The organism is Streptomyces luteolus, assembly GCF_029968015.1.
GTDB classification, from domain to species: Bacteria; Actinomycetota; Actinomycetes; order Streptomycetales; family Streptomycetaceae; genus Streptomyces; species Streptomyces luteolus.
Genome location: NZ_JASCIS010000042.1, coordinates 37,826 through 53,584, shown reverse-complemented (window position 1 = coordinate 53,584; position 15,759 = coordinate 37,826). Strand labels below are relative to the sequence as shown.

Genomic DNA, 15,759 nt, shown 5'->3' with positions numbered 1-15,759 from the left:
TCGCGCCGTCGTGGCTGGTCGCGCAGTTCCCCGCGCCCCTAATGAACCGCCGGCACCCGCAGCGCCGCCAGCACCGGCAAGTGGTCCGTAGCCGCCAGTAGATCCGCATCCGTCACACCCGCGTGCCCGGAGGGCACCCCGCAGCCCAGGACCTCGATGCCCGGCGTGGCGAAGATCGCGTCGATGCGTTGGTGCGGGTCGGTCGGGATGGAGGTGTACTCGCCGCCCCAGGGCTTCACCGCCCAGCAGTCCTGGAGTGCGGTGGCCAGGCGCCGGAAGGTGCGGCCGGTGGGCCGGTCGTTGAGGTCGCCGCCCGCGACGGCGTGCTCGGTGCCCATCCCGGCAAGCCGGTCGAGAAGCATGCCGCCCTGCTCGTACCGCTCGTCGGTCTGCAGGCTCAGATGGCAGCTGAGGACGCCGAGCCGGGCGCCGCCGAAGCGGACGACGGCGGTGGCGAAGCCGCGCCGGTGCAGTCCGGGCGTGAGCGGCAGGAGGATGTCCTCGGTGCGCTCGACGGTGGCGCGCAACGAGCAGAGCAGCGCGGGCCCGGCCGCGGTGCCGCCGCCGGAGAGGATCACCAGGTCGGACGCGGCGGCAAGACGGGCCAGCTTCTTGCGCCAGCGGAAGAACCGCGGCGCCTCCTGGATGAGGACGAGGTCGGGGTCGCAGGCGGCGATGACGCGGGCGAGCGCGTCGGTGTCGTCGCGCATCGAGCGGATGTTGTAGCTGAGGACGCGGATGACGGCCGAACCGTCCGGCTCTGTAAGGGAGTTGGGAAGGGCGTCGGGATGGGCGGTCATGAAGATCACGGTACGCGAGACGCCCGCCGCTTCCGTGGAGGAGGCGGCGGGCGTCACGGGCGCTTGGGCCCGCAGGCGCTTGGGCCCGCAGGCGCGCGAGGCGGTGTCACATCACCGGGTCCGGCTGCCGTGCCAGGTCGGCGGCGCCCACCAGGCCCGCCTTGTTGCCCAGCTGGGCGGCGATGACCTCGGCCACGGGCCGCCAGTTGCTGCCGACGAGCCAGCGCTTGTACGACTTGCGGATCGGGTCGAGGACCAGCTCGCCCTCGTCCGAGAGCCCGCCGCCGATGATGAACGCGGACGGGTCGAAGAGCGACGCCAGGTCGGCGAGACCGGCCCCGGCCCAGCGGGCCAGTTCGCGGTACGAGTCCACGGCGACCGGGTCGCCCTGGCGCGCGGCCATGGAGATGTGCTTGCCCTCGATGCCCTCGGGGGTGCCGTCGCCGTACCCGAGGAGGATCTCGGCGTTCTCCGGGGTGGCGTTGGCGCGCTGCTGTGCGTACCGCACGAGGGCGCGGCCGGACGCGTACTGCTCCCAGCAGCCCTGCGAGCCGCAGCCGCAGAGCAGTCCGTCCGGGACCATCCGGATGTGGCCGAACTCGGCGGCCACGCCGAAGTGTCCGCGGCGCAGCTTGTTGCCGAGGATGATGCCGCCGCCGAGGCCGGTGCCGAGCGTGATGCAGATGACGTTGCGGTGGCCCTTGCCGCCGCCGAACCGGTACTCGCCCCAGGCGGCCGCGTTGGCGTCGTTCTCCACGACGACCGGGAGGCCCACGCGGGCCGCGACCTTCTCCTTGAGCGGTTCCTGGCGCCAGTCGATGTTGGGCGCGAAGTACACCGTGGAGCGCTGCCGGTTGACGTATCCGGCCGCGCCGATGCCGACTCCGACGATCTCGTGGCCGGCTCGGGCGCCCTCGACGGCTGAGACGATCGCGTCGACGATCCCGTCAGGCGTGTTGGGGGTCGGCACCTTGTGGGTGGAGAGGATAGTGCCCTCTTCGTCGACCACACCGGCCGCGATCTTCGTACCGCCGATGTCGACGCCGATGGTGAGTCCCATGTGTCCCTCAGTTTTCGGTTCGAGCCCCGCTAGGGGCAACCGTACCCGAGGCCGGACTCGGTCCACGTCGGCCGGACTCAGTCCAGGTCGATGTGCTCCCCGCCGCTGCCCGACTCGGGCTTTTCGCCGGGCCCCGCCTCGTCCGGGCCCGCGGTCCAGCGGCGCTCGTGGCCGAAGACGGCGCTGCGGTACGCGGCGAGCAGCTCGGAGCCCGCGTTGGCGAGGTGGTCGAAGACCTCGGGGTTGCGCTCGATGACCGGCTCGACGGCGGCCTTGGCCTGCTCCATGAAGTGCTGCACGGCGCCCTGCGCGGCGGTGCCCGCGATCGGGGCCTGGAACGCGGAGAGCTTGTCGGCGACGGCGTCCATCAGCTTGCGCAGTTCCTCGGCGGCGGAGCCGGGCTCCGCCGAGCCGTACTGCGCGCGGCGGCGGGCCTGCTCGGCGGCGAGGTCCTCGGCGCAGGCCTTCTCCCAGGCGTCGGCTTCGGGTCCGGTGCGCTCGGTGTCGCTCATGGGAGGCTCCTGCGGCGGCTCGGGCGGTACGTGGCTGCGTACGGTGGCTGCGTACGGTGACTGCTTACTGTCGACGTTACCCGAACGGCGGTACGCGGTTCACCGCTCTCGGGGCCAGAGCCCCGGGTCGGGCGTGAAGCGGATGCTCAGTTCCCCGTCCCTGAGCCCCGCGCCCGAGACGGTGCAGCGGCGCAGCGCGGACGGCAGCGGCACCATGCGGCGGAACGGACCGGCGGTGACGACGAGTTCGTCGCCGCGCCGCACCAGGTCGAGCTCCTCGCGGACGGCGCCGGGCAGCGCGATCCGCCAGACAAGGACGCCGTCGTCGGCGAGCCGGTCCTCCACGGGCCAGCGCACGGGCCGCGGGGTCATGTCCGGGGCGGGCAGGGCAAGCGCGGCGAGGTCGTCGCTGCCGTGCGGGTCCCGGCCGAGGTGGGCGGCGGTGTGCAGCGCGTACGCGTCCCGCCACTCGGCCAGCGTCTTGTCCTGCTGCGCGGCGGCGGAGGCGAGCCACGGGTCGGCGGAGGCCTGCGGCAACACCCGGTTGGCGACGAGGAGTTCGGTGCGCAGTCCGTGCAGGGCGAGCCCGGTGCCGGCGGTGTGCACGGCGTCGGCCCCGGCGGGACCGGGCTCGGCGACCAGGCGTACGGCGGTGGTGTCGGCCTCGATGACCGACTGGACGGCGGCGAGGTGCTCGTCCCAGTGCGCGGCCGTCTCGTACAGCCACTGGGCGGGCATCGGGACGCCCGCGAGCTGGGCGAGCATCGGACGCAGGGCGCGGGCGGCCTGCCGTTCGGGCGGCAGCACCCGGCGCAGATAGCGGCGCAGCTGGGCGGGGAGCGCGAGCAGGGCGAGGGCCTGCGGGGCGGGCGGCAGGTCGACGACGACCAGGTCGTACGGCTCCGCGGCGGCTTCCCTGACCGCCCGGAGGAGTGCCAGCTCCCCGGCGCCCGGGAGTTCGGTGAGCTCCTCCTCGTCCAGGCGCTGGGCGCCGAACAGGTCGAGGGCGGTGGCCGCGCGGTCCTGGAGCGCGAGGAGTTCGCGCCGGAAGTGGGCGCCGCTGTCCACGTACCGCACCGAGAGCCCGGCCGGCTCGGGGGCGGGGAGGACGGCGGGCAGGGTGTCGTGCCGGTCGGCGGTCAGGAGCAGGGTGCGCCGGCCCGCGCGCGCGGCGGCGAGCGCCGTGGCCGCGGCGACGGTGGTCCGGCCGCTGCCGCCGGGTCCGGTGACGAGGAGGGTGTCCATGGATCAGGCCTGTCCGGTGGTGCTCAGGCGCCCGACTCGACCCTCTTCTTCAGCCCCGCGAGCGCCCGGTCGATGATGACCTTCTCGGCCTTGCGCTTGATCATCCCGAGCATGGGGATCTTGACGTCCACGGTCAGCTTGTACGTGACCTCGGTGCCCTTGCCCTTGGGGGCCAGGGCGTAGGAGCCGTCCAGGGCGCGCAGCATCTGGGACTTGACGAGGGTCCAGCTGACCTCGTTGTCGCCGGTCCAGGTGTATCCGAGGACCTGGTCGTCCTTGATCGCGCCGGCGTCCATGACGAGTCGGACCTGCTCGGCGCGGCCCTGTGCGTCGGAGGCGAGCACCTCGGCCTGCTTGACCTCACCGGTCCAGTCCGGGTAGCGGGCGAAGTCGGCGATCACCCCCATGACGTCGGCGGGCGCCGCCTCGATCTCGATGCTCGAGCTGGTGTGTTCCGCCATCGCGGTGGCTCCTCCGGTGCGGTTCCGTCGAGGGTGTGATCTGCGGCGTACCCCGTGCGCGCCGCCCGCGTGAAGGCTACCGCGCTCGGATCACTCACCACTCCAGGGCCCAGGGCGTTCCGGTGCCCGCGAAGTGCCCGACGTTCACGCACTCCGTGGCGCCGATCCGCATGCGGCGTACGAGGGGCTGGTGGACGTGGCCGAAAAGGGCGTAGCGGGGGCGGGTGCGGTGGATGGCGTCGAGGAGGGCGCGGCTGCCGCGCTCGAAGCGGCGGGCCACGGTGTCGTACACGAGATCGGGGACCTCGGGCGGGATGTGGGTGCACAGGACGTCGACCTCGCCGACGGCCTCGACCTTGGCCGCGTACTCCTCGTCGCTGATCTCGAAGGGGGTCTTCATGGGGGATTCGAGGCCGCCGCCGACGAAGCCGAAGACGCGGCCGCCGATCTCGGCCCGCTGGCCGTCGAGGACGGTGACGCCCGGGCCCGCGTACTCGCTCCAGAGGGCCGGCATGTCGACGTTGCCGTAGGTGGCGTACGTCGGGGTGGGGAAGGCGGCGAACAGCTCGGCGTACTGCTTGCGGACCGCGTTCTCGACGGCCGTGGCGCGGTCCACGTCGAGGCCGGACCACAGGCGCGCGCCCAGTTCGCGGGCCTCGTCGAAGCGGCGGGCGGTGCGCAGCTCGACCAGGCGGGACGCGTTCCGCGTGCCGAAGAGGTCGGGGAAGATGCCGCGCGAGTGGTCGGCGTAGTCGAGGAACAGGATCAGGTCGCCGAGGCAGACGAGCGCGTCGGCGCCGTCTCCCGCGCGGGCGAGTGCCTCCGCGTTGCCGTGCACGTCGCTCACCACATGTACCCGCATACCTGGCATGCCGATCACCCTAGGACGAGCCGTCCGGAGTCGGTAGAGGCCGCCGGACCTGCGGTTACTTCCGAGTCGCCCAAAGCGTGGATTACTGTGCGCGAAGGAACACCACGAGGCGTGGCGCGACGTGTGACGCAGCGAACATCTGGCCCGACCCCCCTATCGAAAGTGCAGTACCGATGGGTAACGTCCGGGCAGTCCAGTCGTGCTCGATGCACCCCACCTGCATGTTTCAGCCATCGAGCACCTGCCCGATCTTGGACCGCACCGTCGCATCGCACACCGTCGTGGCGCCGGCGCCCTATGAGGAGCAGCAGTCTTGCGCGAGTTCAGCCTTCCGGCCCTGTACGAGGTCCCCGCGGACGGCAATCTGACCGACATCGTCCGCCGCAATGCCGCGCAGCACCCCGATGTTGCCGTCATCGGCCGCAAGGTGAACGGCACGTGGACCGATGTCTCGGCCAAGGACTTCCTCTCCGAGGTGCACGCCGCCGCCAAGGGCCTGATCGCGTCCGGCGTCGGCCCCGGCGACCGCGTCGGCCTGATGTCCCGTACGCGCTACGAGTGGACGCTCCTGGACTTCGCGATCTGGAGCGCGGGCGCGGTGACGGTCCCCGTGTACGAGACCAGCTCGCCCGAGCAGGTCCAGTGGATCCTCGGCGACTCCGGCGCGGTTGCCTGCCTGGTGGAGCTGGACGTGCACGCGAAGGCCGTCGAGTCGGTGCGCGACCGGCTGCCTGGCCTCGCGCACGTCTGGCAGATCGAGACGGACTCCCCGGAGACCGGCGCGATCGCCGAGCTGGGCCGCGCGGGCGCGGACGTCGCCGACGGGACCGTCGAGGAGCGCGGTTCGCTCGCGAAGGCCGACGACCCGGCCACGATCGTCTACACCTCGGGCACCACGGGCCGCCCCAAGGGCTGCGTCCTGACGCACCGTTCGTTCTTCGCGGAGTGCGGCAACATCGTGGAGCGGCTGCGCCCCCTGTTCCGTACGGGCGAGTGCTCGGTGCTGCTCTTCCTGCCGCTCGCGCACGTCTTCGGGCGGCTTGTGCAGGTTGCGCCGATGATGGCGCCCATCAAGCTCGGTCACGTACCGGATATCAAGAACCTCACGGACGAACTGGCCTCGTTCCGGCCGACGTTGATCCTCGGTGTGCCGCGGGTCTTCGAGAAGGTCTACAACTCGGCGCGGGCCAAGGCGCAGGCGGACGGCAAGGGCAAGATCTTCGACAAGGCCGCGGACACGGCCATCGCGTACAGCCGCGCGCTCGACACCCCGCCGGGCCCGTCGCTCGGCCTCCGGCTCAAGTACAAGACGTTCGACAAGCTGGTCTACAGCAAGCTGCGCGCCGTGCTCGGCGGGCGCGGCGAGGCCGCGATCTCCGGCGGCGCCCCGCTCGGCGAGCGCCTCGGCCACTTCTTCCGCGGCATCGGCTTCACGGTCCTGGAGGGCTACGGCCTCACCGAGTCCTGCGCGGCCACCACGTTCAACCCGCACGACCGGCAGAAGATCGGCACGGTCGGCCAGCCGCTGCCTGGTTCCGTGGTGCGGATCGCGGACGACGGGGAGGTGCTGCTGCACGGCGAGCACCTGTTCAAGGAGTACTGGAACAACCCCGGCGCGACCGAAGAGGCCCTGTCCGACGGCTGGTTCCACACCGGTGACATCGGCACCCTCGACGAGGACGGCTATCTCGCGATCACCGGCCGCAAGAAGGAGATCATCGTCACGGCGGGCGGCAAGAACGTCGCCCCCGCGGTGATCGAGGACCGGATCCGGGCGCACGCCCTTGTCGCCGAGTGCATGGTGGTCGGCGACGGGCGGCCGTTCGTGGGCGCGCTGGTCACCCTGGACGAGGAGTTCATCGTTCGCTGGGCCGAGGACCACGGCAAGTCCGCGAAGACGGCGGCGGATCTGCGGGACGACACGGAGCTGCTCGCCGCCATCCAGCAGGCGGTGGAGGACGGGAACGCGGCGGTGTCCAAGGCGGAGTCGGTACGGAAGTTCCGGGTCCTGGGGGCGCAGTTCACGGAGGAGTCCGGGCACTTGACTCCGTCCCTGAAGCTCAAGCGGAACGTTGTGGCGAAGGATTACGCGGACGAGATCGAGGCGCTTTACACGAGCTGAAGTGGGCGCCCACTCGCCGTGGGGCTGCTGGTTCGTTCGCGGCTGCGGCCCGGCTGTGGTTGCTCGCGCAGTTCCCCGCGCCCCTTTTCAGGGGCGCGGGGAACTGCGCGCTCAGCCACGGCGGCCGAAAGCCGCGCAGCAAACGCCAGGGGGCACCCCAGTAGGCGCTACAGCAACGCCCTCAACCGCTCCGCGAGCAAGTCCCAGCGCCACCTCTCCTCCACCCAATCCCGCCCCCGCTTCCCCATCTGCGCGCGCAGTTCCGGGTCCTGGAGAAGGACGGTGATCCGCTCAGCAGCCTCAGACGGGGAACCTCCACGTACGACCCAGCCCGTCTCGCCGTCGAGCACGGCGTCCGGCGCCCCGCCCGAGTCGCCCGCCACCACCGGCAGGCCCGTCGCCGACGCCTCCAGGTAGACGATGCCGAGGCCCTCCACGTCCAGGCCGCCCCGGCGCGTGCGGCAGGGCATGGCGAAGACGTCACCGGCGCCGTAGTGCGCGGGCAGTTCCTCCCAGGGCACCGCACCCGTGAACCGCACCGAGTCGGCCACCCCGGTCTCCGCGGCGAGCTTGCGCAGCTCGTTCTCGTACGGGCCGCCCCCGACGATGAGGAGCACCGCGTCCGGCACCTTCGCGAGGATCGCGGGCAGGGCGCGGATCAGGGTGTCCTGCCCCTTGCGCGGCACGAGCCGGGAGACGCACACGACCACCGGGCGCTCGCTGAGGCCGAGCCGTGCCCGGATCTCGTCGCCGCCGGAGCCCGGGTGGAAGGTCTTCTCGTCGACGCCCGGCGGGAGCTGCGCCATACGGGCCGCGGCAGCGGGGCTGAGCGCGCGGGCGATCCGCGAGCGGGTGTACTCGCCGAGGTACGTGATCGTGTCCGTGGACTCCCCGATCCGCCCCAACAGCCCGCGCGCCACGGGGAGTTGAGCCCAGCCCGCCTCGTGCCCGTGCGTCGTGGCGACCAGGCGCTCGGCACCGGCCCTGCGCAGCGCGGGCGCCATCAGGCCGAGCGGCGCCGCCGCCCCGAACCACACCGACGTACAGCCGTGCTCCTTGAGCAGGCCGACCGCGCGGCGGGTCACGCGCGGGGTGGGGAGCAGCATCGTCGTGCGGTCGCGTACGACCGTGAAGGGCTGCTCGGCGTCGAACGCGGCGGTGGCCTCGGTGCCCTCGCGGCCGCGCTTCCACGTGGAGGCGTAGACGACGAGCCGGTCCGGGTCCAGGCGCAGCGCCATGTTGTGCAGGAAGGCCTGGATGCCGCCGGGGCGGGGCGGGAAGTCGTTGGTCACGAGCAGAGTCTTCGGTGTCTGGCGCATCGCCGCCGACAGTACCGAACGGCCGCGCCTCACGCCCCGGCCGAGCCCCTCCCGGCACCATGCCCCCGTGCACCTGCGGCTCCTCACCCTCTGGCTCGCCACCCGGGCCCTGCTCCTGCTCTGCGTCCTGAAGGTGCTCACGGTGCCGGGCCCGGACGTCACCAGCGACGTGGAGGTCATCTACCGCGGCTGGTACGAGATCCTGCGCACCGGCACCTTCCCGCTGGACGACGTCACCTGGCAGTACCCGCCCGCCGCCGCGCTCGCCGTGCTCTCCCCCGGCCTGCTGCCCTTCCTCGACTACCCGACGGCGTTCTTCGCGCTGTGCTGCGGCTGCGACGCGGCGGTGCTCGCCCTGCTCCGGCGCGCGGGCGCCCGCCCCGGCCGCCGTGCGGCGGGGGCCTGGGCGTGGACCGCGGGCGTACCGCTGCTGGGGCCGACGGCGTACGCGCGCTACGACCTGATGGTCACCGCCGTCGCCGTCCTGGCGCTGCTCGCGGGGGTGCGGCACGCGCGCGTGCTCGCCGTTCTCGCCGCCTTCGGGGCGCTCCTGAAGGTCTGGCCCGCGCTGCTGCTCCTCGGCATCCCGCGCGGGCCAGGCACGCGCCGCGCGTGGACGGCCGCGGCGCTGACCGCCCTCGGGCTGCTGCTCGCCTTCACCGCCGCGATGCCGGGCGCGCTCGCTTTCCTGGACTTCCAGCGCGACCGGGGCACCGAGGTCGAGTCGGTCGGCGCCCTGGTCCTGCACGTCGCGCGCGCCTTCGGCTGGCCGGGCCGACCGCAGCTCAACTACGGCTCGGTGGAGTTCATCGGTCCGTACGTTCCCCTGGTGAGCGGCGCCGCGCAGGTGCTGACGGTCCTCGGTTTCGGCTGGCTGCTGCTGTGGCGGCTGCGGGCGCGCTCCTGGGCGCCGAGCACGCCGGGCGACGCGGCGTTCGCGGCGGTGCTGCTGTTCACGACGACGAGCCGGGTGATCAGCCCGCAGTACCTGCTGTGGCTCGTGGGGCTCGCGGCCGTCTGCCTCTCCTACCGCGCGGGCCGAATGCGGACGCCCGCGCTGCTCACCCTCGCCGCCACGGGCGTCACGTTCCTGGAGTTCCCGATCTGGTTCTCGCACGTGGTGGCCGGCGACGTGCTCGGCCTCACGCTGCTCCTGGTCCGCAACGGCCTCCTGGTCGCCGCGACCGTGACCGCGTGCCGGACCCTGTGGCGTCAGACGGTGACCGAACCGGCCCGCACCGGAACCCGCCGCGTACCCCAACAGCCCGTACGCACCGGCCGGTTGACCGACTCCCGGGACGACGGGACCGTTCAGCCGAGCTCGCGCCGCAGGTAGTCCCGCCACTTCCGGGTGAACTCCTCCGGGCCGAGGCCGAGCACGTCGCGCAGCGCGTCCGCGACCGCGCCCTCGCGCTGCGTGTGGGCGCCGACCTTCCGGTAGAAGTCGACGAGTGCGCTCTCGCCGTGCTGCTCGGCGATCATGCGGCAGGCCAGCCAGCCGCTCTCGTACGCCCGCGCGAGGCGGCCCGCGTCGCCCTCGAAGCCGAACGCCGCGTCGTCCGGCAGCCGCTCCGGCACCCGTCCGGCGCGCACCTCGCGGTGCAGTTCGGGCGCCGCCCTCTCGGGGGTGCGGCCCGTCCCCCGGTACCCGACCCAGTCCGCGAAGCCCTCCGACAGCCACAGCGGGGTCGCCTCCGAGGTGGCCGCGCGCGTCGCCACATGGGTGGTCTCGTGGGTGAGCACGACCTGCTTGCCGAAGTCCCCGAGCAGGTCGTACGACTCGGGATTGACGATCACCCGGTCCGCGGGGGCCGTCCCGCCGCCGCCCGCCTCGCCCGTGGTGACGGCCGCTATGCCCTGGTACGCCGAGGCGGAGGCGCCGAGGAGCGCCGCCATGTCCTTCGTCGAGTCCGGCACCAGGACCACGACGCGTCCCGGCCAGCCCCGCCCCCACGCGCCCCGCACGGCGGGCACCGCGCGGTCGGCGAACGCCGCGTACCGGCGCAGCCGGGCCTCGCCCTGACCCACGCCGAGGACCAGGCTGCGCTCGCCGCGCACCGCCGTGACCTCGCCCTGCTCCCACAGCTGCTCCCCGCCGTCCGGCCCCGGCCGCTCCGCCTCGACGTACCAGCGGCCGTCGCGGCGGCTCAGGTCGAGGGTGCGCTGGACGGTGACCGGGGCGCGGTCGTGCCCGGCGATGCGGTAGTCGAGGGCGGCCGTGGCGGTGGCGCCGGTGCGGGTGCGGTCGAGCCGGGTGAGCCGGTATTCCCAGGAGCTGAGCGGGACCTGCGCGAGGTGGTCGAACTCGTCGCCGGACCCGCCGGTCGCCTCGTACGCCTGCTCGTCCCGGTCGAGCACAGCCTCCGCGCGCCGCTGCAGCAGCCCCTCGACGGCACCGGCGTCGGAGCCCCGCGAATCCGGCGCGGAGCAGGACGTGCCGAGGAGCAGCCCGACCAGAGCCGCCCCCACCACCCGCCCACACCACACCCGACCCGCCATCCGGTCGATCGTACGAGGCCCTGAACGCCGGGCGCCCCATAGGGGCGCGGGGAACTGCGCGAGCAACCACGGCCGGACAGTGAGCCGCGATCGAAAGCAGCAGCCCCGCGGCGAGTGGGCGCTTCCCCAGGGGCGCGGGGAACTGCGCAAACACCCACCACCGAACCGTGAGCCGCAAACGAAAACAGCCACCCCACGGCCAGTGGGCGCTTCCCCAGGGGCGCGGGGAACTGCGCAAACACCCACCACCGAACCGCACGCCGCGAAGCGAAGCCCGGCCCACGGCCAGTGGGCGATCGTCCGGAGGGGGCGCGGGTTCAGACCCGCGTGACGCCCGAGACCGGCATCATCCCGACGGGGTCATACCGCACAGCCGCCCCCGGGTACGGAGCATGCACCACCTGCCCCCCACCCATGTACATCCCGATATGGCTCGCGTCGTCCCGGTACGTCACAAGGTCGCCCGGCCGGGCCTCCGCGAGGGAGACCTGGCGGCCCGAGCCTCGCTGGGCCTGCGACGTGCGCGGCAGTCCGACTCCCGCCTGCCCGTACGCCCACTGCGTCAGGCCCGAACAGTCGAAGCCGCTGGGCCCGTTGGCGCCCCAGACGTACGGGCGGCCGATGGCCTGGCGGATCGCGGCGACGGCGGCCGCGGCCCGGTCCGAGGACGGAGTGCCGGTGAGCGCGGGGATCCCGGCGGCGCCGGAGCCCTCGGCGAAGGCCGCGCGGTCGGCGGGCGAGAGGGAGTTGAGCAGCCGCTGGGCCTTGGCGAGCTTGGCCTCGACCTGGCGCTTGTGCCGAGCGACGGCCTTCCTCGACGCCTCCAGATCGGCCAGCTTGCCGGTGGCCTCCTCGCGTTCCTGGGCGAGTTCGCGCTGGGCGGTACGCAACTTGTCGAGCTCGGCGGACTGGCGGGCGTTGATCCGGTTCAGGGTCGAGGACTTGGCGAGGTAGCCCTCGGGGTCCTCGGAGAGCATCAGGGCCAGCGTCGGGTCGATGCCGCCCGAGCGGTACTGCGCGCCGGCCAGCGAACCGAGCGCGCCCCGCATGGTGTTGATGCGCTCCTGGCCGCGGGCGACGCTGTCCTTGGCGTGGGCGATCTCGCGGCGCAGCCGGTCGGCCCGCTCGTCCGCCTTGTCGTAGGCCTGGGTCGCCCGCTCCGCCTCCTCGAAGAGCCGGTCGACCTGTGCCTTGGTGGCGGCCGGGGTCGCCTGCGGGTCGGCGGTGGCGGACGGTGCGGTGAGGGCTGCGGCCGCGGTGGCCGCGGCGGCGGACAGCAGGGCCGCTCGGGTGCTGCGGTCCCGGCCGAGACCGAGCTGCGAAGGACGGCGATGGGACGCCACGGGGTACGTCTCTCCTTCCCTCGCCGCTGCGTCCACCGCCTCGCGGGCGGCGGAACTGCCAAGGGAACAGCGGCGGTGCGGACGTCCGCCGCGGCCGGGGCCACGTTCCGGTCTGCTGTTCCGCGGCGCGGAGCGGCTCCCGGCGGGTTCCTGCTTCACGGCCGGGCCCGGGACTCGGTCCCGGCCGAAGAGGCCTCCACAGGCGTCACTTCCCGCCCGTCCGGCGGTAGGTCCGACGGCTCTCGCCGACGAACAGCCGGGAAGCTATCACCGCTACGCGCACCCACCGGCGCCTCCACACGGGCCCGGGAACGCCGAAGCCCCACTGTCCACGCAGGTGGACGGCGGGGCGCCGGGTCGGCACACGATCGGTGAATTCGCCCGTTCGGAGGGCGTGTTGGGACGTGCCGTACGGCCTTGCGGCCTTGCGGCCTTGCGGCCTTGCGGCCTCAGATACGGACGCCGAACTGGAACGGCATGTTGTTGATCGACTCGTACCGCACGCTGGCCCCGGGCTTCGGGGCGTGCAGGATCTGGCCGTTGCCCGCGTAGAAGCCGACGTGGTGCAGGTCGCTGTAGAAGATGACCAGGTCGCCCGGCTTCAGCTCGCTCTGGCCGAGGCGCGTGCCGGCGTTGGCCTGGTCCTGCGAGATACGCGGGATGGAGACCCCGGCCTGCGAGAACGACCACTGGGTCAGGCCCGAGCAATCGAAGGAGCTGGGCCCGGTGGCGCCGTAGACGTACGGCGTGCCGATCTTGGTCTTGGCCGCCTGGAGGGCGGCGGCGCCACGGCCCGAGACCGGCGCTTCGTCGCCCAGGTCGGCGCGGTCGCCGGCGTCGCGGCTGGCGCGCTCCTCCTCGGCGGCCATCGCCGCGCGCTCCTCGGCGGAGAGGGTGTTGAGGAGCTTCTGGGCCTCGCCGAGCTTGCTCTGGACTTCCTTCTTCTTCTCGCCCAGTTCCTTGCGGGTGTCCTCAAGGTCCTTGAGCTTGTCGGAGGCCTCGGAGCGCTGCTGCGCGAGGGTCCGCTGCTTCGACTGGATCCGCTGGAGGGCGTCGGCCTGCTTGCTCGTCAGCTGGTCGAGCGAGGAGGCCTTGTCGAGGTACGAGTCCGGGTCGGACGAGAGGAAGAGCTGCACGGAGGGGTCGATGCCACCCGAGCGGTACTGCGCGCTGGCCAGCGAACCTATGCCGGAACGCAGCTCGTTGAGCTCGTCCTGACCGCGGGCGACCTTGTCCTGCAGGTCGTCGATCTGGTCCTCGAGCTTGTCCTGCTGCTCCTTGGCGCCGTTGTACTTCTCGGTCGCCTTCTCGGCCTCTTCGTAGAGCTTGTCGACCTTCGCCTTGACTTCCTTCTTGCTCGGCTTGGGGTCGGCGTGCGCGGCCTGCGAAGTGAGCGCGACGGCAGCTGCGGCGGTTGCGGTGAGCACGGTCACGCGCGTGCGGCTCGGCTGCTTCGGTCGACGGTGGGACGCCACGGGGGCGGCTCCTTCTTCCTCCAGCCGCCTACCGATCGCGGTGGGCGGGACCCCCACCGACACTCCTGATGAGTGATCAACCGAGCGGAGGTTCGAGCCCAGACACTAAGTGACCCCATCGTGATCCTTCAAATCCTGCCGGGGAAAATCTCGCCCTCGGAGGCGATTCTTTACTCTCAACGCACATGCTGTGATGCGTACTTGACACGGCGTGACGTCGACGGTTCGCCAAATCGGGCATACGGGGCAGGAGTTGCCTACTTCCTCGAATGCCGCGAGCGGGGCGTGATCGGTGCGCCGCGGGTTCGTCCAGAAGGTGAACGCCATATGCCAAGCGCCCGTGCTTTTCCCCTCCCCGCCCCTTCCCGAAAGCCTGCGGCGCTTCGGGGGCCAGCCCCCGGACCCCCTCCCCCAAGCTCTCGGCTTCGCTCGAGCAGGGGGGACCCCCATCTCAAACGCCGGAGGGGCTGAATTTGGCCGAGCCCCGTTCTTTCAGGGGCGCGGGGAACTGCGCGACAAGCCACGACGGCGCGCAAGGCGAACGACGGCAAAGGAAGCCCGTCTGGGGGCACCTCCCGGCCGAAGGCTGGGGGAGTTTGAGGACGAGCCCGCAGGGCGATCGACAGCCACCGAGTCGACGGCGCGAGGCCCTACCCCCGAGACAACCGCTTCAGCAGCACCGCCGACGCCACCGGCCGCGCCCCCGCGCGGGCGATCCCGTCCGCCACCTCACGGTCCGTGGACACGACCGTGACCGGCCGCCCCGGCGGCTCCGCGCGGACGAGTTGGCGGATCAGCTCGTCCGCCGTGACCCCCGGCTTCGAGAAGAGGACCCGCACCCCGCGCGGCGGTGCGAGCAGCACCGGGGCCGCCAGCTCCGCGCCGTCGAAGACGCAGGTGACCTCGGCGCCGGTCTGCGCGGCCAGCGTGGAGAGCGAACCGAGCAGCCGCAGCCGCTGCTTCTCCAACGGCATCGTGGGATAGCCGGTCTTGGTGACGTTGTACCCGTCCACGACCAGGTGGGCCTGGGGCAGCGCGAGCAGCTGGTCCAGGATCGCCGGGTCGTTCTCGGACAGGGCGCGGGCCGCGATGTCCTTGGGCGTCATCCGGCCGGGCTCGACCGCGTCGACGGTCTCCGCGGGCCGTACGGACACGGGCGGCAGGGCGAGTTCGCGGCGCAGGCCCTGCGTGGACTCCAGGAGGGTGTCGAGCAGCAGCCGGACCCGCATGTCCTCCACGGACCGGCCCTCGCGGCTGGCCTTGCGGCTCGCTTCGAGGGCGGACTCGGCCTCGCCGAGCCGGGCCTTGAGGCGGCGGGCCTCGCTGTCGGCGGCGGAGAGCTGGGTGTGCGTCTCGGCGCGCAGCGCCTCGGTCTCGGCGGCGGCCTTGCGCAGGGCCGCCTCGCCGCGCTTGACGTCACTGAGTGCCGCGCGCAGCTTGCGGTGCAGCGACTCGGCCTCGCGCTTGGCGGTGTCGAGTTCGGCGCGCAGCCGTTCCGTCTCGGAGCGGGACTTGTCCCGCGCCTCGGCCAGTTCGCGGCGCAGCCGCTCCAGCTCCGAGCGGGTCTCCTCGCCCACCCGCTCGGCGTCGGCGCGCTGCGCCTCCTCACCGGCGGCGGTGACCGACTTGACCCAGCCGACGGGCCGCAGGACGTACGCGGCGGCCGCGACGTCCAGCGGGTCGGCGGCGGGCGGCGGGGTGCCGGCGTCGAGCGCGGCGGCGAGTTCGGGCTGTGCCTCGCGGAGGCGTTCGCCGATGCGCTGCCGGAAGAGGGTCTCGCTCTCCAGGGCCGCGGCCATCGCGTTGCCCGCGAACTTCAGGCGCCGGGTGGGGGTGAAGCGTGCGTACTGCCGCAGCTGGGCGGGGAGTTCGCCGACGGTCAGGCCGCCGAAGCCCTCCGCGGCGATCGCGATGACGCGGCGGCGCACGCCCTCGGGCAGCGGACGGTCGAGCGTCTCGGCGGGGCCGTCGGCCGCGCCGGCGGTCTCGTCCGCATCGGCGCCCCGCTCACCTGCCTCCACCATCCGTCACCCCACTTGCTGTGGGCGGGAC

The 15,759-nt window shown here is 72.9% G+C and carries 13 protein-coding genes; 2 read left to right on the top strand and 11 right to left on the bottom strand.

The features are described from left to right. Nucleotides 1–38 precede the first annotated feature (38 nt). The 6 genes from QIT00_RS30325 to QIT00_RS30300 form a co-directional block, all read right to left on the bottom strand. On the bottom strand, nucleotides 39–800 hold the full coding sequence (locus QIT00_RS30325; protein ID WP_282538640.1) for an endonuclease/exonuclease/phosphatase family protein: 762 nt from the start codon (nucleotides 798–800) through the stop codon (nucleotides 39–41). A gap of 106 nt (nucleotides 801–906) precedes the next feature. After that, entirely contained in the window at nucleotides 907–1,860 is a 954-nt protein-coding gene (locus QIT00_RS30320; RefSeq protein ID WP_282538639.1) for an ROK family glucokinase, read from the bottom strand. Nucleotides 1,861–1,937: 77 nt separating this feature from the next. Beyond that, nucleotides 1,938–2,372: a DUF5304 domain-containing protein gene (locus QIT00_RS30315; protein ID WP_282538638.1), complete on the bottom strand. Its 435-nt coding sequence runs from the start codon at nucleotides 2,370–2,372 to the stop codon at nucleotides 1,938–1,940. Nucleotides 2,373–2,471: 99 nt separating this feature from the next. Continuing rightward, nucleotides 2,472–3,617 carry an ArsA family ATPase gene (locus QIT00_RS30310; RefSeq protein ID WP_282538637.1) on the bottom strand — a complete coding sequence of 382 codons (1,146 nt, stop codon included), beginning with the start codon at nucleotides 3,615–3,617 and terminating at the stop codon, nucleotides 2,472–2,474. A gap of 23 nt (nucleotides 3,618–3,640) precedes the next feature. Beyond that, a complete protein-coding gene (locus QIT00_RS30305; RefSeq protein ID WP_282538636.1) occupies nucleotides 3,641–4,078 on the bottom strand; it encodes an SRPBCC family protein in 438 nt (145 codons plus the stop codon). Nucleotides 4,079–4,172: 94 nt separating this feature from the next. Beyond that, nucleotides 4,173–4,949, bottom strand: a complete 777-nt coding sequence (locus tag QIT00_RS30300; protein WP_408909888.1) for a metallophosphoesterase family protein — start codon at nucleotides 4,947–4,949, stop codon at nucleotides 4,173–4,175. Between the two features lie 313 nt (nucleotides 4,950–5,262). Here QIT00_RS30300 and QIT00_RS30295 point away from each other — a divergent pair, with 313 nt between their 5' ends. Then, nucleotides 5,263–7,071 (top strand): AMP-dependent synthetase/ligase, encoded by a 1,809-nt coding sequence (locus QIT00_RS30295; RefSeq protein ID WP_282538635.1) that lies wholly within the window; start codon nucleotides 5,263–5,265, stop codon nucleotides 7,069–7,071. 167 nt (nucleotides 7,072–7,238) lie between these two features. Here the strand turns inward: QIT00_RS30295 and QIT00_RS30290 are convergent, their stop codons facing one another. Continuing rightward, complete coding sequence (locus QIT00_RS30290) at nucleotides 7,239–8,390, bottom strand: glycosyltransferase family 4 protein (protein ID WP_282538634.1); 1,152 nt, start codon at nucleotides 8,388–8,390, stop codon at nucleotides 7,239–7,241. Nucleotides 8,391–8,457: 67 nt separating this feature from the next. On the opposite strand from QIT00_RS30290, the gene QIT00_RS30285 reads away from it, so the two are divergent. Next, nucleotides 8,458–9,726 carry a glycosyltransferase family 87 protein gene (locus tag QIT00_RS30285; RefSeq protein WP_282538633.1) on the top strand — a complete coding sequence of 423 codons (1,269 nt, stop codon included), beginning with the start codon at nucleotides 8,458–8,460 and terminating at the stop codon, nucleotides 9,724–9,726. On the opposite strand, the gene QIT00_RS30280 is transcribed toward QIT00_RS30285, so the two are convergent. From QIT00_RS30280 to QIT00_RS30265, 4 genes are all read right to left on the bottom strand, one after another. After that, the gene (locus tag QIT00_RS30280; protein WP_282538632.1) at nucleotides 9,702–10,889 is read right to left on the bottom strand and encodes a hypothetical protein; all 1,188 of its coding nucleotides are present in this window, start codon (nucleotides 10,887–10,889) and stop codon (nucleotides 9,702–9,704) included. The two genes, QIT00_RS30285 and QIT00_RS30280, sit on opposite strands and share 25 nt — an antisense overlap. A 317-nt stretch (nucleotides 10,890–11,206) precedes the next feature. Further along, nucleotides 11,207–12,232 (bottom strand): C40 family peptidase, encoded by a 1,026-nt coding sequence (locus QIT00_RS30275; protein ID WP_282538631.1) that lies wholly within the window; start codon nucleotides 12,230–12,232, stop codon nucleotides 11,207–11,209. Nucleotides 12,233–12,681: 449 nt separating this feature from the next. Next, nucleotides 12,682–13,707, bottom strand: a complete 1,026-nt coding sequence (locus QIT00_RS30270; protein WP_282538630.1) for a C40 family peptidase — start codon at nucleotides 13,705–13,707, stop codon at nucleotides 12,682–12,684. Between the two features lie 650 nt (nucleotides 13,708–14,357). Then, nucleotides 14,358–15,731 (bottom strand): NYN domain-containing protein, encoded by a 1,374-nt coding sequence (locus tag QIT00_RS30265; RefSeq protein WP_282538629.1) that lies wholly within the window; start codon nucleotides 15,729–15,731, stop codon nucleotides 14,358–14,360. Between the last annotated feature and the right edge of the window lie 28 nt (nucleotides 15,732–15,759).